This window comes from Streptococcus porcorum (genome assembly GCF_053203725.1).
The window spans coordinates 1-21,516 of the sequence record NZ_JBRUDG010000002.1 but is presented as its reverse complement, the minus strand read 5'-3'; the positions used below and the strand labels follow the sequence as shown (position 1 = coordinate 21,516).

Annotated in this window: 18 protein-coding genes; 13 read left to right on the top strand and 5 right to left on the bottom strand. The window is 38.9% G+C overall.

Annotated features, from left to right (window positions below; all coding sequences use genetic code 11):
* Positions 1 to 83: 83 nt before the first annotated feature.
* From ACVRWY_RS00615 to ACVRWY_RS00600, 4 genes are all read right to left on the bottom strand, one after another.
* Positions 84 to 845, bottom strand: a complete 762-nt coding sequence (locus ACVRWY_RS00615; RefSeq protein WP_354367250.1) for an ABC transporter permease — start codon at positions 843 to 845, stop codon at positions 84 to 86.
* On the bottom strand, positions 842 to 1,480 hold the full coding sequence (locus ACVRWY_RS00610) for an ABC transporter ATP-binding protein (RefSeq protein WP_354367252.1): 639 nt from the start codon (positions 1,478 to 1,480) through the stop codon (positions 842 to 844). Before ACVRWY_RS00610 ends, ACVRWY_RS00615 begins: the two co-directional genes overlap by 4 nt.
* A gap of 1 nt (position 1,481) precedes the next feature.
* Positions 1,482 to 1,910, bottom strand: coding sequence for a cupin domain-containing protein (locus tag ACVRWY_RS00605; RefSeq protein WP_354367254.1), 429 nt, complete (start codon positions 1,908 to 1,910; stop codon positions 1,482 to 1,484).
* Between the two features lie 266 nt (positions 1,911 to 2,176).
* Positions 2,177 to 4,195, bottom strand: coding sequence for a 4-alpha-glucanotransferase (locus ACVRWY_RS00600; RefSeq protein ID WP_354367256.1), 2,019 nt, complete (start codon positions 4,193 to 4,195; stop codon positions 2,177 to 2,179).
* 308 nt (positions 4,196 to 4,503) lie between these two features.
* On the opposite strand from ACVRWY_RS00600, the gene hisS reads away from it, so the two are divergent.
* The 5 genes from hisS (at position 4,504) to ACVRWY_RS00575 (ending at position 10,465) form a co-directional block, all read left to right on the top strand.
* On the top strand, positions 4,504 to 5,781 hold the full coding sequence (gene hisS, locus ACVRWY_RS00595; protein WP_354367258.1) for a histidine--tRNA ligase: 1,278 nt from the start codon (positions 4,504 to 4,506) through the stop codon (positions 5,779 to 5,781).
* Between the two features lie 166 nt (positions 5,782 to 5,947).
* Positions 5,948 to 7,696: an aspartate--tRNA ligase gene (gene aspS / locus ACVRWY_RS00590; protein WP_354367260.1), complete on the top strand. Its 1,749-nt coding sequence runs from the start codon at positions 5,948 to 5,950 to the stop codon at positions 7,694 to 7,696.
* Positions 7,689 to 8,633, top strand: coding sequence for a YitT family protein (locus tag ACVRWY_RS00585; RefSeq protein ID WP_354367262.1), 945 nt, complete (start codon positions 7,689 to 7,691; stop codon positions 8,631 to 8,633). Before aspS ends, ACVRWY_RS00585 begins: the two co-directional genes overlap by 8 nt.
* A gap of 18 nt (positions 8,634 to 8,651) precedes the next feature.
* Complete coding sequence (locus ACVRWY_RS00580) at positions 8,652 to 9,530, top strand: YitT family protein (protein WP_354367264.1); 879 nt, start codon at positions 8,652 to 8,654, stop codon at positions 9,528 to 9,530.
* A 65-nt stretch (positions 9,531 to 9,595) separates the two neighbouring features.
* Entirely contained in the window at positions 9,596 to 10,465 is an 870-nt protein-coding gene (locus tag ACVRWY_RS00575; protein WP_354367266.1) for a YitT family protein, read from the top strand.
* Between the two features lie 37 nt (positions 10,466 to 10,502).
* Here ACVRWY_RS00575 and argS read toward each other — a convergent pair whose 3' ends face one another.
* A complete protein-coding gene (gene argS, locus ACVRWY_RS00570; protein WP_354367268.1) occupies positions 10,503 to 12,194 on the bottom strand; it encodes an arginine--tRNA ligase in 1,692 nt (563 codons plus the stop codon).
* Positions 12,195 to 12,356: 162 nt separating this feature from the next.
* On the opposite strand from argS, the gene argR reads away from it, so the two are divergent.
* The 8 genes from argR to spx all read left to right on the top strand — a co-directional run bounded on the left by argR (position 12,357) and on the right by spx (position 21,297).
* The gene (argR, locus tag ACVRWY_RS00565; protein WP_354367270.1) at positions 12,357 to 12,794 is read left to right on the top strand and encodes an arginine repressor; all 438 of its coding nucleotides are present in this window, start codon (positions 12,357 to 12,359) and stop codon (positions 12,792 to 12,794) included.
* Positions 12,791 to 13,135 carry a YlbF family regulator gene (locus ACVRWY_RS00560; protein WP_354367272.1) on the top strand — a complete coding sequence of 115 codons (345 nt, stop codon included), beginning with the start codon at positions 12,791 to 12,793 and terminating at the stop codon, positions 13,133 to 13,135. The genes argR and ACVRWY_RS00560 overlap by 4 nt, the downstream gene beginning before the upstream one ends.
* Entirely contained in the window at positions 13,132 to 15,675 is a 2,544-nt protein-coding gene (gene mutS / locus ACVRWY_RS00555; protein WP_354367274.1) for a DNA mismatch repair protein MutS, read from the top strand. Before ACVRWY_RS00560 ends, mutS begins: the two co-directional genes overlap by 4 nt.
* Positions 15,676 to 15,686: 11 nt before the next feature.
* A complete protein-coding gene (gene mutL, locus ACVRWY_RS00550; protein WP_354367276.1) occupies positions 15,687 to 17,660 on the top strand; it encodes a DNA mismatch repair endonuclease MutL in 1,974 nt (657 codons plus the stop codon).
* 11 nt (positions 17,661 to 17,671) lie between these two features.
* Positions 17,672 to 18,259 carry a Holliday junction branch migration protein RuvA gene (ruvA, locus tag ACVRWY_RS00545; RefSeq protein ID WP_354367278.1) on the top strand — a complete coding sequence of 196 codons (588 nt, stop codon included), beginning with the start codon at positions 17,672 to 17,674 and terminating at the stop codon, positions 18,257 to 18,259.
* A 119-nt stretch (positions 18,260 to 18,378) separates the two neighbouring features.
* Positions 18,379 to 19,620, top strand: coding sequence for a competence/damage-inducible protein A (locus ACVRWY_RS00540; RefSeq protein ID WP_354367280.1), 1,242 nt, complete (start codon positions 18,379 to 18,381; stop codon positions 19,618 to 19,620).
* A 52-nt stretch (positions 19,621 to 19,672) separates the two neighbouring features.
* The gene (gene recA, locus ACVRWY_RS00535) at positions 19,673 to 20,818 is read left to right on the top strand and encodes a recombinase RecA (RefSeq protein ID WP_354367282.1); all 1,146 of its coding nucleotides are present in this window, start codon (positions 19,673 to 19,675) and stop codon (positions 20,816 to 20,818) included.
* A gap of 80 nt (positions 20,819 to 20,898) precedes the next feature.
* Positions 20,899 to 21,297 (top strand): transcriptional regulator Spx, encoded by a 399-nt coding sequence (gene spx / locus ACVRWY_RS00530; protein WP_354367284.1) that lies wholly within the window; start codon positions 20,899 to 20,901, stop codon positions 21,295 to 21,297.
* Positions 21,298 to 21,516 lie beyond the last annotated feature (219 nt).

Genomic DNA, 21,516 nt, shown 5'->3' with positions numbered 1-21,516 from the left:
ACATGAGCTGGACAACAACTAAAAACACAGATAACGTTAACTAAGGTTATCTGTGTTTTTCTTTTATCTCTAGTCTGAAACGATTAGTCAAATTTCAACTGGGCCCTATCCGTAAAGTAGGTCTGATAGGCTGCATAGGAGGCGATTACAGAAGCCAGACTGGTCGCCGACAACAACATGAACATGACCATAATCTGATAACGAATAGCATGGACCGGATCAACTCCTGCAAATATTAGCCCTGACATCATCCCAGGTAGGCTGACAAGACCGACTGTTTTGGCTGAATCGATAGTAGGCTGCATGCCTGTTTTGATAGCCTCTCGCAAAATCTCCTGTGAAGCCAATTTAACACTGGCACCTAGACTGAGTTTTTCCAAAACTTGTTGGCGGTTATCTGTGAAAGACTTGTACATAGCCCGATAGGACAGGCCGATGGCCGTCATGGCATTGCTAGCCAACATTCCTGAAATGGGAATGACCTGCGAAGGAGTAAACTTGATAGCACCCGATAGTACCAAGATTGTCAAGGTCAGACCAGTCGAAGTTAAAAGGGCTAGAAAGGGATGAAGCAAGGATTTCTTGCTATTGGGATTGCGTTTGTTAGCTTGGACACTGGCATTAAAAAGAATAATCAAAATCATCATCAAGCTAAGAAAAACATTTGAAGCTTGGAAGATAAACTTAAGAACGTAGCCAACAAAGATTAGCTGGAGGACAGTTCTGACAACGGCCATGACAATATCCTTAGTCAAGCCCAGCTTTTCCTTCTGACTGATGCCCGTGGCTACTAAGACCAGTCCGAAAACAAGGGCTAGGGAGAGATTATCTACTGAAACGTTCATCCTTGGATACGACCTCCTTCAATTCTTAAAATCTTTTGGGCTGCATCAATCTCTGACTGGTCATGAGTGACTTCAATCAGAGTATTTCTAGCAGCTTGGTAGTCTGCTAAGAGCTTGTTGACAATGGCCTTGGTTTCGGCATCTAAGCCTGCAGAGATTTCGTCCAAGAGTAATACCTTTGGCTCAAAGAGTAGATTACGGATGAGGGCAACGCGTTGCTTTTCTCCTCCAGATAGTTCTGTGATTTTCTTGCTTAAAAATTCTGGTGCTAGATTCACAGTTTCTAAAGCCTTGAGGGCTTTGGTCTGGTCAAAGGCTAGCTGACGAATGGTAAATGGAAACTGGAGATTATCTTGGACGGTCTGCCCAAAGAGAACTGGCTGTTGAAAACAATAAGAAACTTCTCTCCTGTAAGTCGGCATGTCCAGCTCTGCTAGGTCTTTTCCTTGAAAGAAAATAGTCCCACTGGTCGCAGATGTTAAGCCTGCCAAGAGTTTTAGGATAGAGCTTTTTCCACTGCCCGAAGGTCCAACCAAGGTTAGTCGCTCGCCTTCTGCAACGGTAAAACTAATGTCAGTTAAAATCGACTTATCATTATCTGATAAGCCGACAGATTGAAGTTGAAAAATGTTCATCTTAATGACCGTGCTCTTCTGCTTCTTCAGCAGCGATAGCAATGGCTTGGGTTTCATGAACTGTCCCATGAGCGTGGTGGGCTGGTCCATAGATAGAGTAGATTTTAAGGTCTTCTTGACCGATGTTGATGACATTATGGTAGGTTCCATTTGGAATGAAAATGGCATCTTCTGGTCCAACTTCAGTATCAAGCGTAATCTTATCAGCAGATTCACCCATAATAACACGGCCGTGCCCTTGCTCAATACGGAGGAACTGGTCGTTTTCATTGTGAACTTCTGCACCGATGTCACTACCAACTGGGATAGACATGAGGGTAACTTGTAAGAGTTCTCCTGTCCAGAGAGCTGTGCGGTAGTTAGTATTTTCAAGTGTAGCTGTCTCAATATTGGTTACAAATGGCGCTTTACCATAGTCTTTAGTTGTCATAATTGTTTACCTCTAATTTAGAATGATTATAAATATTATTTAGAACTATTCTAATTATACTATTTTTAGAATAGATGTCAAGCTTTTGAAACGATCATTATTTTCAGATGTTACTAGATAAATGAAAAAAGTCTCCTTTACGTCCTAGCCTACAAGTTAGGGAGTAAAGAAAACTCATTTGTATCAGTTACATAGCGGATCAATAGGACTTTCTAAGATTTTTTCCTCAAACACTGGTTTAAGAAAGGGTACTAGAACAGCATTTTTTAGCCTTTGCTGCTTCGACGAGAGTTGGTAACCATGTGATGAAGCTGTTGAATAAAGTCCGCTTTTTCAGACAACTGCTCAAGAGAGAGGTGCATGCGATAATCCCAACTATTTTTGGGATTAGAAGGGTCATTAATGCGCTCGATTGTTTGATTCGGATTGCTTACCTCAGTGTTAAGAGCAAATAGGTCTTGTAGTGGGAAAATGACAATCATGGCATTAGAATTGAGGTGGCGATAAATGATATTCTCAATCACCTCTGGACCAGCCTCTTGTGGCGCTTCTCCAAAGAAGTGCATTACTTGGTTATAATATTGTTGCGTAAATGCAAAATCTTCTTGCCACCACTGTCTTAGGGTTGAAGTATCATGACTAGAGGGAGTTGCCACACAGAGGTAATCTAAGTGATCCAAGTGGTGAACAAATTGAGAAGGGTCATCAGGCATACGTTCAACAGCTAATTTTAAAATCTGCGTTTCTGCCATTACTTCTGGAACAGTGGCAGGTACCATCCCTAAATCTTCTCCACAAGCAAGCATATCTGTTGCATTTTTGAGGACAGGTAACTTTTCTAGAGCTTTTTCCTTCCAAAAATGATTATTACGATAATAGAAGTAGTCATTATGAAGCCAATCAAATTTTTCTTGGAATTCATAGCCTAATTCTTGATAAGAGATAGTTTGTGTTAGAGAGACACGGGGATGATAGTACCCATCTGTTTCATGATCCTTAATGAGTAGGACATTTTCTGTCAACTGGTAGAGTCCATCCTTGATATATTCTTCAATATCTAGAGCTTCGATCGTCTTTTGGTCTTTAAAAGGCTCTTTTAATTCATAATTTTTATAGCCTACATAATTGAGGTAATTTTGAATAATTCTATCTCTTTGATCACGTCCAAAAATACGGTCGATAACCCAATCCTTGATAAAAGGTTCAACAAACCGCTTTTCCCCTCCCCAAGCTCGGAAAGGAATACCAATTTGTTCCAATTCTTCAACGGAGTAACCGCGGGCAGGGGTGAAGTGTCCGAGTAAACCACGAACAGAGTAGGTTGGAATTTCCCAGATACGGAAAAAACCAAGGATATGGTCTAGGCGGTAGGCATCAAAATAGGTTGCCATACTGTTAAGACGGGCCTTCCACCAAGCGTACCCATCTTCTGCCATACGTGTCCAATTATAAGTCGGTAAAGCCCAGTTTTGTCCTGTTGTGGAAAAAGCATCTGGTGGAGCTCCTGCTTGCATATCCAGATTAAAGAGATCAGGATTTTGCCAAGCGTCTGCTGAGAAAAGTCCGACTCCGATGGCAATATCTCCTTTAATGGCGACTCCGATGCTATGACAATATTGAGTAGCCTCAAGGAGCTGTTGGTGAAGGACGAATTGTAAGAAAGCTTGGAAGTCTAAGAAATCTTTAGCTTCAGCATTTTTTTGTAGTTCTTTATAGAAATGATCTTGATAGACGGCATGCTCTTTCCAATCTGTAAAATCGGTACTATCATACTGCTTGAGATAATAGTTAAAGCAAGCATAAGCTTCTAGCCAGCTTTTTTTCTCTTCTTTAAAAGCTTTGAAGTTTTTGTCGTGAGCTAGACTTTTTTTGAGTTTGTCAAAGACTTTTCGAGCATAAAAGAGTTTTCTTTTGATAACATTTGGATAATCCACCGCCTCTAGCTGATTGAATGCTGCCTTCTCTTTTTGATAAGTTGTAAGACTGTCTGAATCAAGCTCTTTTTCAAATGGTGTTAAGTCTAGATAAAGGGGATGGAGGGCAAAAACAGAAGTGGCGGTATAAGGAGAAGAATCCTTAAAGGTTTGAGTGGCATTGGTGTCGTTAATTGGTAAAATCTGAATAATATCAAGCCCACTTGCTTTGGTGATATCTGCCAAGGCCTTTAAATCGCTAAATTGCCCAACACCGAAATCGTTTTCGCTACGTAAAGAAAAAACAGGAATAGCTAAACCAGTGTGATAAGGGGTATCCCCGTAGGGAACTAATCGAAATTCTTTTTTCATAAGCAACCTTTCTATGCAAACGTTTTCTTAGAAAATTATATCGCAGATCCCTGATAAAGACAATGGTTTTCATGTATTTTCATAAAAAGTGAGACATTCTTTTGTGATGAAGGAGTAAGAAAAATTTCTTTCTTGACCAGTCTTTTCCTTTTCTAGTGATAGTTTTTGAGGGCAGAATGTGGTAAAATAGGTAGGAAATTAAGGGAAAGGTGAAGAGGCTGTAGCGGTGTCGTATCACTAATAGACGCTAGCTAGTTTTTGAAGGATGATGCTTTATTTTTCAAAGATAGGGCCTTGTATCAATACAGATGAAATTGCAAAAACCTAAGGGAACACAAGATATTCTGCCACAAGAGTCTGCTAAATGGCAGTATGTGGAGGAAGTTGCACGTGAAACATTTAAGAAATACCATTATGCTGAAATTCGAACACCTATGTTTGAACATTATGAAGTGATTAGTCGCTCTGTTGGCGATACAACAGACATTGTCACTAAGGAGATGTATGATTTTTATGATAAGGGTGAGCGCCACATCACTCTACGTCCAGAAGGAACAGCTCCAGTGGTCCGTTCTTATGTTGAAAACAAACTTTTTGCTCCAGAGGTTCAAAAACCTGTTAAACTTTATTACATTGGTTCAATGTTTCGTTATGAGCGTCCACAAGCAGGTCGCTTGCGTGAGTTTCACCAAATTGGTGTTGAGTGCTTTGGCTCTCCCAACCCTGCCACAGATGTTGAAACGATCGCTATGGCTTATCAATTATTTACGACTTTAGGGATTAAAGATGTGACCCTTCACCTTAATACTTTGGGTAGCCCAGAGAGTCGTGCGACCTACCGCCAAGCTTTGATTGACTATCTAACCCCTCTTCGTGAGACGCTCTCAAAAGATAGTCAGCGTCGTCTAGAAGAAAATCCTTTGCGTGTCCTAGATTCTAAGGAAAAAGAAGACAAGCTAGCAGTGGAAAATGCTCCGTCTATTTTAGATTATCTAGATGAAGAGAGTCAGGAACATTTTGATCAAGTACGTAACATGCTTGAGAGCTTGGGGATTCCTTATGTGATTGATACCAATATGGTTCGTGGATTGGATTATTATAATCACACGATTTTTGAGTTCATCACAACTGTTGATCGTTCTGACTTGACCATCTGTGCAGGTGGTCGCTATGATGGTTTGGTTGAGTATTTCGGTGGTCCAGAAACGGCTGGTTTTGGTTTTGGACTAGGACTTGAACGCTTGCTTTTAATTCTTGAAAAACAAGGGATCAGCCTACCAGTTGAAGAAAGTTTGGATGTTTATTTAGCGGTTTTAGGAGCTGGTGCTAATGGGAAGGCTTTAGAGTTGGTACAAGCTATTCGTCATCAAGGTTTTAAAGCAGAACGAGACTATCTTAACCGTAAAATTAAGGCGCAGTTCAAGTCAGCAGATACTTTTGGTGCGAAGTTAGTGATAACGCTTGGCGAAAGTGAAGTAGAAAGTGGCCAAGTCACTATTAAAAATAATCAGACGCGTGAAGAGTACACCGCAAGCTTTACTGAAATCACAGAAAACTTTGCGGCTATTGTAGAAAAGTTAGCCTAACAAAAACCTCAGTAAGTTGAACTTACTGAGGTTTTTGTCTGATAAGATAATCTTATCTAGATTTTAGGATAAGCAACGAAAAACTCTTTTGAAATGGGTGGGGTTTTTAAGCGCTTTTTGTTATAATATGAAGGAATGAATATTTTAGATGGAGAAGAGAAATAATATGAAACGTTCAATGTATGCAGGACGTGTTCGCACAGAACATGTTGGACAAATCCTAACTCTTAAAGGTTGGGTTGCTAGACGTCGCGACTTAGGAGGTTTGATTTTTATTGATTTGCGTGATCGTGAAGGCATCATGCAATTGGTGATCAACCCAGAAAATGCTTCAGCAGAAGTTGTGGCTACAGCCGAAAAATTACGTAGTGAGTATGTTATTGAAGTGACAGGTCAAGTTGAAAAACGTGGTCAAGCTAATGATAAATTGCCTACAGGTGAGGTGGAATTACATGTTGAGCAGTTGCGTATTCTAAATGTAGCCAAAACAACTCCTTTTGAAATTAAAGATGGTGCAGAAATCAGTGATGAGACACGTTTGCGTTACCGTTACCTAGATCTTCGTCGCCCTGAGATGCTCGAAAACTTTAAACTGCGTGCAGCGGTGACACATTCTATTCGCAATTATTTGGATGCTCTTGAATTTATTGATGTAGAAACACCGATGTTAACAAAGTCCACTCCAGAAGGAGCGAGGGATTACCTTGTACCAAGTCGAGTGAGTCAAGGTCATTTTTATGCTCTTCCACAAAGCCCTCAAATTACAAAACAATTGTTGATGAATGCTGGATTTGATCGCTATTATCAAATTGTTAAGTGTTTCCGTGATGAAGATCTTCGTGGTGACCGTCAACCTGAGTTTACACAGGTTGATTTAGAAACATCATTTTTAACAGATCTTGAGATTCAAGACTTGACAGAAGGTTTACTCGCAAAAGTGATGAAGGATACAAAAGGGATTGAAGTCACTTTGCCATTCCCACGTATGTCTTATGACGAAGCTATGAACAAGTATGGTTCAGATAAGCCAGATACTCGTTTTGAAATGCTTCTAGAAGACTTGACAGAAACTGTAAAGGGAGTTGATTTCAAAGTCTTTTCAGAAGCTGAGACAGTAAAAGCAATTATTGTCAAAGGTAAGGCGGATGCTTATTCTCGTAAAGATATTGACAAGTTGACAGAGTTTGCCAAACAATTCGGTGCTAAAGGTCTAGCTTGGGTGAAGTATAATGATGCTAACTTAGCAGGTCCAGTTGCTAAGTTTTTAACAGATATTGAGTCAGCTCTTGTTGAGCGCTTAGCGCTTTCTGAAAATGATTTGGTCCTTTTTGTAGCAGATAGCTTAGATGTTGCGAATAATACTTTAGGCGCTCTTCGTAATCGTATTGCTAAGGAGCAAGATTTAATTGATGAGTCACAATTTAATTTCTTGTGGATTGTTGATTGGCCAATGTTTGAATGGTCAGAAGAAGAAGGCCGCTACATGTCAGCTCACCATCCTTTCACCCTGCCGCAAGCAGATACAGCACATGAACTTGAGGGTGATCTTAGTAAGGTAAAAGCTATTGCTTATGATATTGTCTTAAATGGTTATGAGCTTGGTGGTGGTAGCTTGAGGATTAATCAAAAAGACTTACAAGAGCGGATGTTAAAAGCTCTAGGATTCTCTCTTGAGGAAGCTAATGAACAGTTTGGTTTCTTGTTAGAATCTATGGACTATGGTTTCCCACCACACGGTGGTTTAGCCTTGGGTCTAGACCGATTGGTGATGTTATTGGCTGGTAAAGATAATATCCGTGAAGTAATTGCCTTTCCTAAAAATAATAAGGCTAGTGATCCTATGACACAAGCACCTAGCCTTGTTTCTCCAAAACAACTTGAAGAGCTTGCTTTGCAAGTAGAGGACAATGATTAAAAAAGCTAGTTTTAAAAAGAAAACAAAGTATGCAGTTGGTCAGGCTGCTAAAAAAGTAGGATTGTTTCAAACCCTACAAAGTATTTCAAGGGAAAAATATGCAGAGAAGGTATCCGCTTCCCTGCTTTATGCCCTTTTATCCAGTATTGCAGTCAACTTTTTCTTTCAGCCAGGGCATGTCTATTCCAGTGGTGTCACTGGTTTAGCACAGGTTCTGTCAGCTCTAAGCCACCGCCTACTAGGTTTTGCAATTCCTGTAGCTCTTACCTTTTATGCTATTAATATTCCTTTGATTGTATTGGCTTGGTATAAGATTGGGCATAAATTTACAGTATTTACTTTTATTACAGTTACTTTAAGTACCTTATTTATTCAGTTTATGCCTGAAATAACGTTAACCAAAGATCCCTTGATTAACGCCATTTTTGGAGGTTTGGTGATGGGAGTTGGCATAGGTTATGCTTTGAAGTCTAATATTTCAAGTGGTGGGACAGATATTGTTAGTTTAACGATCCGTAAGAAAACAGGCCGTGATGTTGGTAATATTTCCTTAGCAGTGAATGCTGTCATTATGTTGTTTGCGGGACTTTTGTTTGGTTGGCAGTATGCTCTATACTCCATGGTGACAATCTTTGTCTCTAGTCGTGTGACGGATGCTGTCTTTACCAAGCAAAAGAAAATGCAGGCTATGATTATCACCAGTAATCCTGATAAAGTCACTCGCATGATTCACAAAAAATTAAATCGTGGTGTGACCTGTATCAATGATGCAGAAGGAACTTATAATCACGAGAAAAAATGTGTCTTGATCACTATTATCACCCGTTCAGAGTATGCTGAGTTTAAGTATTTGATGAAAAAATATGATCCGACAGCCTTTGTTTCAGTAGCGGAGAATGTTCATATCATTGGAAGATTTGTAGAAGAGGATCAGTAGGAGTTTAGGAGATTTTGTATGATAGTGGATTATCAGTTTCGTCTGAAAAATATGATTCTGATTGCCTTTGGGGCAGCTATTTATGCTTTTGGATTTGTTTACTTTAATATGGCTAATCAAATTGCAGCCAATGGTTTATCTGGTTTGACACTAGTGTTACATGCCCTTTTTGGAATTAACCCTACCTATTCAGGCTATCTGATTAATCTACCTTTGATCCTTTTAGGAGCTTACTTATTTGGTCGTAAATCAATGATTTATACGATTGAGGGAATTTTCTGTCTCTATTTTTTTATTTGGATCTTCCAGAAAGTTCCTATTGTCATTGATTTAGAACATGATGACTTGGTAGTATCCTTGCTCGCTGGCATCACTGCTGGTTTAGGTGGTGGATTGGTCTTTAGAAATGGGGGGACTATTGGAGGGTCTGATATTGTAGCACGTGTTATTGAGGACAAGTTTGGAATCCAATTAAACCAAGCTCTTCTTGCATTTGATATTTTTGTGATGATTTTATCGCTGACCTATATCACTATTCCCAAGATGATGTATGCTTTGATTGCTAGCTTTATGTACAGCCAGATGGTTAATCTAGTTCAAAATGGTGGATATGCTGTTCGGGGCATGATCATTATTTCTAATCACTCCCAAGAGATTTCAAAGGTTATTATGAAAGATTTGGGGAGAGGGGTAACTTTTTTAAAAGGAGAGGGAGCCTACTCTGGTCGAGAAAAAGATGTGATGTATGTTGCTTTGAGCCCTACAGATGTTCGTGATGTTAAGATCTTAGTGAGAGAACTTGATTCGCAAGCTTTTGTTTCAGTCTTTAATGTTGATGAAGTCATGAGTCCAGAATTTGTGGCATCAAAAAGTAAATATCGAAAAATGAAAAAATAGAAAGGAGGAAATTGGGAGATGATGATTGATCCCGATTTCCTTTTTTGTGGTAAGGGGGATACGTGATGAAAGAAGATAAACGATTAACCTTTAAGAATCTGCTAATGATTGCTTTGGGGGTTGCAATATATACTTTTGGTTTTGTCAAGTTTAATATGGCTTATCATTTAGCTGAAGGGGGCATCGCAGGAGTTACTCTTATCATCAATTTTTTAATAGGTCTTAATCCTGCCTATTCTTCCCTACTCTTAAACTTACCGTTATTTGTCTTGGGGGCACGTGTTTTTGGAAAAAAATCATTAGTTTTAACCATTTATGGCACCCTCACCATGTCTATTTTTATCTGGCTATGGCAACGTGTTCCAATTGAAATTCCCTTAAAGAATGACATGATGTTGGTGGCTGTGGTCGCTGGTCTTTTTGCAGGTGTAGGAAGTGGTCTTGTTTTTCGATATGGTGCCACAACAGGTGGAACAGATATTATCGGGCGTGTCTTAGAGGAAAAATTCGGCTTCAAATTGGGGCAGACGCTTTTAACCATAGATCTGCTGGTTTTATTAGGTTCTCTAACTTATATTGATTTACAACATATGCTTTATACCTTAATTGCCAGTTTTGTCTTTAGTCAAGTCGTAACGGTTGTTCAAAATGGTGGTTATCGTGTTCGAGGAATGATTATTATTACGAAACAATCAGATTTGGTAGCAAAACGAATTTTAAATGAGATCAATAGAGGAGTAACCTTTTTACAGGGACAAGGTGCTTACTCAGGAACTTCTTATCAGGTACTCTATGTGGTGTTAAACCCTAGCGAAGTAAGAGATGTTAAGGCGATTTTATTAGATATGGATCCAGATGCCTTTATCTCTATTTTAGATGTAGATGAGGTCGTTAGTTCCGATTTTACGATTCGAAGGAAAAAGAATCTGAATTAAGAAAATCCCATTTGGTATTTACCAAATGGGATTTTGTTTACATTTCGTTTGGTGCTTCTACTCCAAGAAGAGCAAGGGCTTCTTTTAAGACTGTTGCTGTGGCATAAGAAAGTGCTAAGCGACTATCACGTTCTGGACTGTCATCTAGAATACGAGTGTGCGCATAGTACTTGTTAAAGCTTTGTGCAAGGTTAATCGCAAATTTAGCGATGATAGATGGCTCAAAGTTATCGGCACTGCGGACAATAATACGTGGGAAGTCTTGGATCAATTTGATAATTTCCCAGCTTTCTGTATCAGATAAGCTATAAGTTGTTGTTTCGTCTGGTGTGAAGTCGGCCTTACGCAAGATGGATTGGATGCGTGCGTGAGCATATTGCACATAAGGTCCAGTTTCTCCTTCGAAGGAAACCATAGCTTCTAGGTCAAAGTCATAGCCATTGGTACGGTCTGTTTTTAGGTCGTAGAACTTGATGGCACCAACTCCCACAGCATGAGCTACGGCATCTTTGTTTGGCAAGTTAGGGTTTTTGCTCTCAATTTGAGCTTTAGCACGACTAACTGCTTCGGCAATAGTTGGTTCAAGTAGGATAACGTTCCCTTTACGTGTAGAAAGTTTTTTACCTTCTTTAGTGACTAGACCAAAGGCAACGTGAGTAATATCCTCACTCCAGTCATAGTCCATTTCCTTAAGGACAGCTTTAAGTTGTTTGAAATGGGCTGACTGTTCTTGCCCTACCACATAAATGGCCTTAGCAAAGTCATATTGGCGTTTGCGATAAAGGGCAGCAGCGAGATCGCGTGTGATATAAAGAGTGGCACCGTCAGATTTTTTGATAAGAGCGGGGTGTTCAATACCGTATTTTTCAAGGTTGACAACTTGAGCACCTTCTGATTCTTCAAGAAGACCTTTTTCTTCAAGCAGTTCAACGATTTCATCCATCTTGTCATTATAAAAGGCTTCACCGTTGTAGCTATCAAATTTAACATCAAGCTCTTTATAAAGGCGGTTAAACTCTACTAGACTTTCATCGCGGAACCATTGCCACAAGTTAAGTGCTTCTTCATCCCCATTTTCTAACTTACGGAACCAGTCACGTGCTTCGTCATCTAATTCAGGATGTTCTTTAGCTTCCTCATTGATACGAACATAGAGTTTTAAGAGTTCACTGATAGGGTTTTCCTCAACAGCTTTTTGATCTCCCCATTTTTTGTAAGCAACAATTAGCATACCAAACTGTTTACCCCAGTCACCAAGGTGGTTAATGCGGACCGTATGATAGCCTAATTTTTTAAAGATATTGGATAAGCTGTCTCCGATAACAGTTGAGCGAAGATGTCCAATAGAAAAAGGTTTGGCAATGTTTGGGCTGGACATGTCAATGGCAACATTTTTTCCTTGCCCGATACTTTGATCAGCGTAATGCTCTTTATTGCGGATGACTTCTTTCAACACTTTTACAGAAATAGCCTTTTTATCGAGGAAAAAATTGATGTAAGGTCCAACTGCCTCTACTTTTTCAAAGGCTGAAGCATCGATTTTTTCTGCAATTTCTGATGCAATCATTTGAGGGGCTTTTCTAAGAATTTTAGCGAGGCTAAAGGCAGGAAAGGCCACATCTCCCATGTCAGAATTTTTAGGTGTTTCAAGTAAGTTGGAAATTGTTTCTTTGTCCAAGTCAGGGACAACTTTATTGATTTCTAAAGCAATCAATTCTTTGTTATTCATAAAGGTACTCCTTTGTTAATCAGTCATTCTATTTTAACATAAAATCACTCAATTGATGACTAAAAATAGAAGATTTCTAGGAAGTCTCCTGCTTTAAGTGTCGAAAAAATAAGGAATTTTTGATATAATCAGTTAGCATATTTATACAAGATTGAGGATATCATGAACAAACAAGAACGTCAAAATAGAATCAAACGAATTATCCAGAAAGGCCGTGTGGGAACACAAGAAGAGATCAAGGCTCTTTTAGAGGAAGAGGGTATTTCTGTAACACAAGCCACTTTGTCTCGTGACTTGAGAGAAATTGGGTTATTAAAATTACGGGACGGTGAAGGTCGATTGTATTATAGCCTATCTAATCTAACAGATAGCAGTTTTTTAGAAGCCATATCACCGTTTATCTTAAAGGTTGCGCGTGCAAGTTTTATGTTGGTCATCCATACTAATTTAGGAGAAGCTGATGTTTTAGCTAATATTATTGATGCTGAGAACGAGGAGGGGATCTTAGGGACAATTGCTGGCGCTGATACATTGATTGTGATTTGTCGAGATGAAGCGATGGCAAAAAATTTAGAAAGCGATATTGAGTTATCACTATGATGCCTTTTCAAAAACAGTTAGATCATCTAGCTAGTCTTCTAGCTCAGCATCCTAATGTGATTTCTTATCAAGCTCTAGAAAAAGAAGTTAAATCATTACCACAATTACAAGAGCAAACTATAAAGATGAAAGCTTATCAGCAAGAAGCAGTTTTATACCAAAAGTTAGAGAAATCTCAAGCTTATGAAAGCAGTAGTGAGGCTGCTATTCTTTTAGAGGTTGAGCTTAATCAAAATCCCCTTGTTCAAGCTTATCGTGTAAAGTTACAAGACACTAGTGATCTTTTACAGTATGTGACAAAATCTATTGAAGATAAAATAAATGAGGAGTTGACATCATGACAAAAGAAAAACTCTCCCCAGGCATGCAGCAGTATCTGGATATTAAAAAAGAATATCCAGATGCTTTTTTGCTATTTCGTATGGGGGACTTTTATGAGTTATTTTATGAGGACGCGACAAAAGCTGCCCAAATTTTAGAGCTGACCTTGACGAGTCGTAATAAAAATGCAGATCATCCTATTCCAATGGCAGGCATGCCTTTTCATGCAGCGCAACAATATATTGACACCTTAGTCGAGTTGGGATATAAGGTGGCGATTGCCGAGCAGATGGAGGATCCAAAAAAAGCTGTCGGTGTGGTCAAAAGAGAAGTTGTTCAGGTCATTACCCCAGGGACAGCTATTGATTCCAGTAGTCAGGATGCTAGTAATAATTTCTTAGTCTCTCTTGATACAGATGGTCTTTCTTATGGCCTTGCTTATATGGATGTATCAACAGGGGAGTTTCATACAACTACCTTATCAGATTTTGATACAGCCACATCAGAGATTTTAAACCTTAAGGCAAAAGAAGTTGTTTTGGGGTATCAGCTACCTGAACAAGAAAAGCACCTTTTAACCAAACAACTCAACTTGTTATTATCTGAGAGTTTGGAGGCCATAGAAGATTTACACCTTATTGACAACGCCTTGACACCTCTTGAAAAAAGCAGTGCAGGTAAGTTATTAGCTTATGTTAAAACCACGCAACTAAGAGAACTTAGCCATCTCCAAAAAGCTTTACATTACGAAATTAAGGACTTTTTGCAGATGACTTACGCCACGAAAAAAAGCTTAGACTTATTAGAAAATGCTCGGACAGGAAAGAAACATGGTAGTTTGTACTGGCTACTAGATGAGACTAAGACGGCTATGGGGACTCGTTTATTGCGTAGCTGGATTGATCGGCCTTTGGTGAATCAAACTAAAATTTTAAATCGTCAAGAGGTGATTCAAGCTTTCTTAGACCATTTTTTTGAGCGCCATGATTTAACAGAAAGCTTAAAAGGAATCTATGATATTGAGCGTTTGGCTAGTCGAGTTTCTTTTGGAAAAGCTAATCCTAAGGATCTCCTTCAACTTGGAAAAACCTTGTCCAATGTTCCTATGATTAAGTCTATCTTAGAAACGTTTGATAGCCCTGCTTTAGAACAGTTGGTTGCACAACTGGATCCCCTACCAGAGTTGGAACACTTGATTAGCTCAGCTATTAATCCAGAAGCTCCCATGACAATTTTAGAAGGTAATATTATTAAAACAGGGTTTGATGAAAAACTAGATGGCTATCGCCGTGTGATGAAAGAAGGAGCAGGATGGATAGCTGAGATAGAAGCTAAAGAGCGTGAAGCTAGTGGCATTTCTAATCTAAAAGTTGACTACAATAAAAAAGATGGCTATTATTTCCATGTAACCAACTCTAATCTTGACTTGGTCCCAGAGCATTTCTTTCGAAAAGCAACCCTAAAAAACTCAGAGCGTTATGGTACAGTTGAATTGGCAAAGATTGAAGGGGATATGTTAGAAGCACGTGAAGAGTCAGCTAATCTTGAGTATGATATCTTTATGTCTATTCGTGCTCAGGTTGAAAAATACATTCAGCGCCTTCAAAAATTAGCCCGCCTACTGGCAACTATTGATGTCTTGCAATCATTAGCAGTTGTGGCTGAAAATAATCACTATATTCGACCGCTATTTAATACTGACCAAATGATTTCGATTGAAAATGGTCGTCATGCTGTTGTCGAAAAAGTGATGGGAGTACAAGAGTATATTCCAAACACCATTACTTTTGATACTGATACTACGATTCAGTTAATTACAGGACCTAATATGAGTGGGAAATCGACTTATATGCGTCAACTCGCCTTGACCGTAATTATGGCTCAAATGGGAGCATTTGTTGCAGCAGATTATGTTAATTTTCCAATTTTTGATGCTATTTTCACACGTATTGGGGCAGCAGATGATTTGATTTCTGGACAATCGACTTTTATGGTTGAGATGATGGAGGCTAATCAAGCGATTCAATTAGCTAGCCCGCACTCCTTGATTTTATTTGATGAGTTGGGTCGTGGAACGGCTACTTATGATGGTATGGCCCTTGCTCAGTCCATTATTGAGTATATTCATGAGCATGTTGGGGCAAAGACCATGTTTGCTACCCATTACCATGAGTTGACAACTTTGTCAAAAACATTGACACAGTTAGTCAATGTTCATGTCTCTATTTTAGAACAAGATGGAGAAGTGACGTTCTTGCACAAAATTGCTGAAGGTCCTGCTGATAAATCTTACGGTATTCATGTGGCTAAGATTGCAGGTTTACCGAGAAATTTACTGAATCGTGCAGACACCATTTTAAAAGATTTAGAAGAACACTCGGCTCAGATAGTTGCTCAGGTGAATCCATCTGCTGTTACTAAAGAAGCCGTTAGTACGCAGCTCAGCCTTTTTCAAGAAGCTTCACATCCTGTATTAGATCAATTACAGAAGGTTGATGTCTTAAATCTTACCCCTATGGAAGCTATGTCAACCTTATACGAATTGAAAAAACTGCTTTAGAAAGGGAAGCAATGTCAAAAATTATCGAATTACCAGAGATTTTAGCTAACCAAATTGCAGCAGGTGAGGTGATTGAACGTCCTGCTAGTGTGGTCAAGGAACTGGTAGAAAATGCTATTGATGCAGGCAGCCGTCAAATCACAATAGAGATAGAGGAAGCAGGACTCAAGTCGATTCAAATCACAGACAATGGAGAAGGAATGCGTCAGTCTGACGTTGCTCTTAGTTTAAGAAGGCATGCAACGAGTAAGATTAAAAATCAAGCAGATCTGTTTCGGATTAGAACCTTAGGCTTTCGTGGTGAAGCCCTACCATCTATTGCGTCTATTAGTAAATTAACGATTAAAACGGCTAGTCAGGCAGACCCAAGTGGTACCTTACTTGTGGCCAATGGGGGTAAAGTTGAAAAACAAGAGCCTGTCACAACACCCATTGGAACAAAAATAAAGGTCGAAAATCTCTTTTTTAACACGCCAGCACGCTTGAAGTACATGAAGAGTTTACAAGCAGAGCAAGCTCATATTATTGATGTGGTCAACCGCTTAAGTTTAGGACACCCAGAAATTGCTTTTACATTGATTAATGATGGTCGTGAATTGCTAAAGACAACCGGAACAGGTGATTTACGTCAAGCTATTTCAGGAATTTATGGTTTGAACACTGCTCGTAAGATGGTGGAAATTAGTACCAGTGATTTGGATTTTGAAATTTCAGGCTATATCAGTTTGCCAGAGCTGACTAGAGCAAACCGTAATTATATTACACTATTAATTAACGGGCGTTATATTAAAAATTTTTTGATCAACCGAGCGATTTTAGAAGGATATGGATCCAAACTAATGGTTGGACGTTTTCCTATTGCTGTCATTGATATTCAGATTGATCCTTATCTTGCTGATGTTAATGTTCATCCAACTAAACAAGAAGTTCGTATTTCAAAAGAAGCTGAGCTGATGCATTTAATTAAAACAGCTATCATGGAAAGTTTGCGTCAACAAGATTTGATTCCAGATGCTCTTGAAAACTTAGCAAAATCAAGTACACGTTCTCTCTCAAAACCGGTTCAAACGACTCTCAATTTAAAAAGTAGTCCATTGAGATACGATGCTGTTAAGCAAGATTTTTTCCTTGATGAAGCTCAAGTAGCAGAAAATACTGTCAAGGGATTTGACAATGTTGACAAGGATGTTGACAAAGAAGTTGACAGAACAGATGCTGTTAGTTTTTCTATTAAGATGGCTAACAGAAGAGAAATTGGAGAAGATAGCACATTTTCAGAACATCCAGATTTTGATTGGTCAGTGAAATCGAGTAAAAATCAGATTGACAAGGCTGTAGAAAGACTTGAAAATGAGGTCAGCTCCACATTTCCTGAACTAGATTACTTTGGTCAAATGCACGGTACTTATTTGTTTGCGCAAGGTAAAGAAGGTCTATACATTATCGATCAACATGCTGCCCAGGAACGAGTGAAATATGAATACTATCGGGAAAAAATTGGTCAGGTTGACAATTCTTCGCAACAACTGTTAGTCCCTTATTTATTTGAGTTCCCTAAGGATGATTTTTTGCGTCTAAAGGATAAGATGTCTCTCTTAAATCAAGTAGGGGTTTACTTAGAAGATTATGGTCCAAATACTTTTATTTTGCGTGAGCATCCTATTTGGTTTAAAGAAGAAGAGATTGAGTCAGGGGTTTATGAGATGTGTGACATGTTGCTATTAACCAATCAGGTCTCCATTAAGGGTTACAGGTCAGAGTTGGCCATTATGATGTCTTGTAAGCGTAGTATTAAAGCTAATCATAAGCTAGATGACTACTCTGCAAGAGATTTACTGACTCAATTATCTGAGTGCCAAAATCCTTATAATTGTCCTCATGGACGACCAGTTCTAGTTCATTTTACGACATCAGATATGGAAAAAATGTTTAGACGTATTCAAGAAAACCACCAAAGTTTACGTGAAATGGGAAAATATGAATAGAAGGAAAAGAGATGTACGATTATATTAAAGGGGTAGTGACACGAATTACTGCTAAGTATATTGTGGTAGAAACAGCGGGTTTGGGCTATATCATACATGTTGCCAATCCTTATAGTTTTTCTGATTTAGTTAATCAAGAAGTTCGCATTTTTTTACATCATGTGGTGCGTGAGGATGCCCAGTTGTTATATGGTTTTCATGATGAGCATGAAAAATCAGTTTTTTTAAATTTAATTTCTGTTACAGGAATTGGTCCAACATCAGCTTTGGCCATTATTGCAGCTGATGATAACGAAGGCTTGGTTGCTGCGATTGATAGTGGCGATATTAAATACTTAACAAAGTTTCCAAAAATTGGAAAAAAAACAGCTCAACAGATGGTTTTAGAATTAGCAGGAAAATTTGTCGAAACAGCTCCTGAGCAGAAAAAATCTCATCAAAAGGCTACTGGTAATCCAGAATTAGAAGAAGCAATGGAAGCCCTTTTGGTTCTGGGATATAAAGCTAGTGAATTGAAAAAAATACGTGCCTTTTTTGAAGGGACAACTGACACCGCTGAAAACTATATTAAATCTGGCTTGAAAATGTTAGTCAAGTAGATGAAAAGATAAGACACCAGAGTACTCAGTTTTGACGCTACTCTGGTTTCTTTGTTAACAAATTAAAAAAAGTATGACAGTAAGACCATCATTATCGAATAAATAGTTAGGAGGCAAAGATGAAGGCAGAATTGATAGCGGTAGGGACAGAGATTTTAACAGGGCAGATTGTTAATACCAATGCTCAATTTTTATCTGAGCAGATGGCGCAGATTGGTATCGATGTTTATTTTCAAACAGTAGTTGGGGATAATGCGGAGCGTCTTTTATCGATTTTAGACATTGCAAAAAAACGGAGTGATTTGATCATTCTATGTGGTGGTTTAGGGCCAACAGAAGACGATTTGACCAAACAAACCCTAGCGCAATTTTTAAATCGTGAATTGGTTACTGATTTATCTGCTAAACAGCGCCTAGATGAGTTTTTCTCACATCGGCCATCTAGCAGTCGAACACCAAATAATGAACGTCAAGCTCAGATTATTGAAGGATCAACTGCTTTACAAAATCGCACAGGACTTGCAGTAGGTGGACTCAGTACAGTTGATGGTACGACTTATGTTGTCCTCCCTGGGCCTCCAGGGGAGTTAAAACCGATGGTGAGAGAGGAGCTATTGCCACTTTTGGACAGTGGTAAAAAACTTTATTCGCGTGTTTTACGCTTTTTTGGGATGGGTGAGAGTCAGTTAGTCACTTTATTAGATGATTTGATTCAAACACAGACTGATCCTACTTTAGCGCCTTATGCGAAAACTGGTGAGGTGACTTTGCGCTTATCAACTAAGGCAAAAAGTCAAAGAGAGGCTACTCTTAAACTAGACCAGTTTGAATCAAAAATCTTAGAACGAGAACCACTTTCTCAACTATTTTATGCTTATGGTGATGATACAAGTCTATCAGAAGTGGTGGTTAATCTTTTGAAAGCTAACAATAAAACTATTACGGCAGCTGAAAGTCTAACCGCTGGCTTATTTCAAGCCAGTCTTGCTGATATTTCAGGAGCGTCTCAGATTTTTTCGGGTGGTTTTGTTACCTACAGTATGGAGGAGAAATCAAAAATGTTAGGGATTAATATAGAAGATCTAGCAGAGCATGGAGTGGTGAGTTCCTTTACAGCACAAGCAATGGCTGAAGGAGCAAGAGAAAAGATAGGTGCAGATTTTGCGATTTCCTTAACTGGTGTTGCTGGTCCAGAGGAATTAGAAGGTCAAGCAGTAGGAACTGTCTTTATTGCTTTGGCGAGCGTAAATGGGACAGAGATTTTACAGCTATCTTTAGGAGGAAGAAGTCGTTCTACGATTCGAAGAGTAGCAGTACTACATGCTTTAAATTTAGTCCGTCAGACTTTATTAAAAAGCTAAAGTTTAGTATAATAAAAAAGATGTGTCTCTAGATTTAAATAAAGGAGAAAAAATGGCTAAAAAATCTGGTAAAAAATTAGATGAAATTACAAAAAAATTTGGTGATGAGCGTAAAAAGGCCTTAGATGATGCCTTAAAAACCATTGAAAAGGATTTTGGTAAGGGGGCAGTGATGCGACTGGGCGAGCGTGCGGAGCAAAAAGTTCAAGTCATGAGCTCAGGTAGTCTAGCGTTAGATATTGCTCTTGGTGCAGGTGGTTATCCTAAAGGTCGTATTATTGAGATTTACGGTCCGGAGAGTTCAGGTAAAACAACGGTTGCCCTTCACGCTGTAGCTCAAGCTCAAAAAGAAGGTGGTATTGCAGCCTTTATTGATGCAGAACATGCTTTAGATCCTTTGTATGCACAAGCTTTAGGAGTCAATATTGATGAATTACTCCTATCACAACCAGACTCTGGTGAGCAGGGGCTTGAAATTGCAGGGAAGTTAATTGATTCAGGTGCAGTTGATTTGGTAGTTATTGACTCGGTGGCAGCTCTTGTTCCTCGTGCGGAGATTGATGGGGATATCGGTGATAGTCATGTGGGACTTCAAGCGCGTATGATGAGCCAAGCGATGCGCAAGCTATCTGCTTCCATTAACAAAACCAAAACAATTGCCATCTTTATTAACCAGTTGCGTGAAAAAGTTGGTGTTATGTTTGGAAACCCTGAAACAACTCCTGGTGGGCGTGCTCTTAAGTTTTATGCTTCTGTGCGTTTAGATGTTCGTAGTACTTCAAATAAAGTTGAGGGAACAGGTGACCAAAAAGGTAGTGTCATTGGGCGTGAGACAAAAATTAAGGTAGTCAAAAACAAGGTAGCACCTCCTTTTAAGGAAGCTTTGGTTGAAATCATGTATGGTGAGGGTATCTCAGCAGCAGGAGAGTTGGTGAAGATTGCCAGTGACTTAGGAATTATTAAAAAAGCTGGTGCATGGTATTCTTATAACGATGCTAAGATTGGTCAAGGTTCTGAAAATGCTAAGAAGTACTTGTTGGATCATCCTGAAATTCTAGAAGAAATTGATCGTAAAGTACGCGTGCATTTTGGCTTGATTGAGGCATCAGATGAGCCAGTAGCGTCTGTTAAAGAAGAAGTTCTTGAGCAGGAAGATGTCGTTCTAGAGTTGGATGATGCTATTGAAATCGAGGAATAAAAATAGGTCCTAAGACGGATTTTATTCAAGGAGGGCCTGTGGTATGATAATAGTATCATGTAAGGAAAGAGAGAATTGACATGATTAAGATTTATACAATTTCAAGTTGTACGAGCTGCAAAAAAGCTAAAACATGGCTTAATGCTCACCAATTACCTTATAAAGAACAAAATTTAGCAAAAGACCCTCTAACAAAAGAAGAATTATTTAACATTTTATCAAAAACAGAAAATGGTGTAGAAAGTATCGTATCTTCAAAAAATCGCTATGCTAAAGCTTTAAAATTTGACATTGAGGAGCTTAGTGTGAGTGAGGTGATTGATGTGATCATCCAGAACCCTCGTATTTTAAAAACGCCGATCTTGATTGATGAAAAGCGCTTGCAAGTTGGCTATAAAGAGGATGATATTCGCGCCTTCTTACCACGCTCTGTGCGTAATGTTGAAAATTCAGAAGCACTATTGCGTGCCGCACTATAATGGAATCATATAAAAGGGCTAGTGGCCCTTTTATTTTTGATGAGATTAGGTTTGTTTAAGTTTTTTGAGTTATTCTAATCTTACCTTCTGTATCTGTGTACCTTTGTCAATGATGTGAGACCTAAAATGTTATTTTGAAGCTATCCATTTGTTAAGCTTTACTAGGAGCTAGCTCCTAGTAAAGCTTTTCTGATATCGATAGGAGATTTCCATCCTAAA

What these genes read in the sequence shown, in the direction of transcription:
- argS (WP_354367268.1), bottom strand. Translation starts at nt 12,194, where the DNA reads ATGAATAACAAAGAATTGATTGCTTTAGAAATCAATAAAGTTGTCCCT.
- argR (WP_354367270.1), top strand. Translation starts at nt 12,357, where the DNA reads ATGAACAAACAAGAACGTCAAAATAGAATCAAACGAATTATCCAGAAA.
- spx (WP_354367284.1), top strand. Translation starts at nt 20,899, where the DNA reads ATGATTAAGATTTATACAATTTCAAGTTGTACGAGCTGCAAAAAAGCT.
- ACVRWY_RS00600 (WP_354367256.1), bottom strand. Translation starts at nt 4,195, where the DNA reads ATGAAAAAAGAATTTCGATTAGTTCCCTACGGGGATACCCCTTATCAC.
- ruvA (WP_354367278.1), top strand. Translation starts at nt 17,672, where the DNA reads ATGTACGATTATATTAAAGGGGTAGTGACACGAATTACTGCTAAGTAT.
- hisS (WP_354367258.1), top strand. Translation starts at nt 4,504, where the DNA reads ATGAAATTGCAAAAACCTAAGGGAACACAAGATATTCTGCCACAAGAG.
- aspS (WP_354367260.1), top strand. Translation starts at nt 5,948, where the DNA reads ATGAAACGTTCAATGTATGCAGGACGTGTTCGCACAGAACATGTTGGA.
- ACVRWY_RS00610 (WP_354367252.1), bottom strand. Translation starts at nt 1,480, where the DNA reads ATGAACATTTTTCAACTTCAATCTGTCGGCTTATCAGATAATGATAAG.
- ACVRWY_RS00540 (WP_354367280.1), top strand. Translation starts at nt 18,379, where the DNA reads ATGAAGGCAGAATTGATAGCGGTAGGGACAGAGATTTTAACAGGGCAG.
- ACVRWY_RS00585 (WP_354367262.1), top strand. Translation starts at nt 7,689, where the DNA reads ATGATTAAAAAAGCTAGTTTTAAAAAGAAAACAAAGTATGCAGTTGGT.
- ACVRWY_RS00560 (WP_354367272.1), top strand. Translation starts at nt 12,791, where the DNA reads ATGATGCCTTTTCAAAAACAGTTAGATCATCTAGCTAGTCTTCTAGCT.
- ACVRWY_RS00580 (WP_354367264.1), top strand. Translation starts at nt 8,652, where the DNA reads ATGATAGTGGATTATCAGTTTCGTCTGAAAAATATGATTCTGATTGCC.
- mutS (WP_354367274.1), top strand. Translation starts at nt 13,132, where the DNA reads ATGACAAAAGAAAAACTCTCCCCAGGCATGCAGCAGTATCTGGATATT.
- ACVRWY_RS00605 (WP_354367254.1), bottom strand. Translation starts at nt 1,910, where the DNA reads ATGACAACTAAAGACTATGGTAAAGCGCCATTTGTAACCAATATTGAG.
- recA (WP_354367282.1), top strand. Translation starts at nt 19,673, where the DNA reads ATGGCTAAAAAATCTGGTAAAAAATTAGATGAAATTACAAAAAAATTT.
- ACVRWY_RS00575 (WP_354367266.1), top strand. Translation starts at nt 9,596, where the DNA reads ATGAAAGAAGATAAACGATTAACCTTTAAGAATCTGCTAATGATTGCT.
- mutL (WP_354367276.1), top strand. Translation starts at nt 15,687, where the DNA reads ATGTCAAAAATTATCGAATTACCAGAGATTTTAGCTAACCAAATTGCA.
- ACVRWY_RS00615 (WP_354367250.1), bottom strand. Translation starts at nt 845, where the DNA reads ATGAACGTTTCAGTAGATAATCTCTCCCTAGCCCTTGTTTTCGGACTG.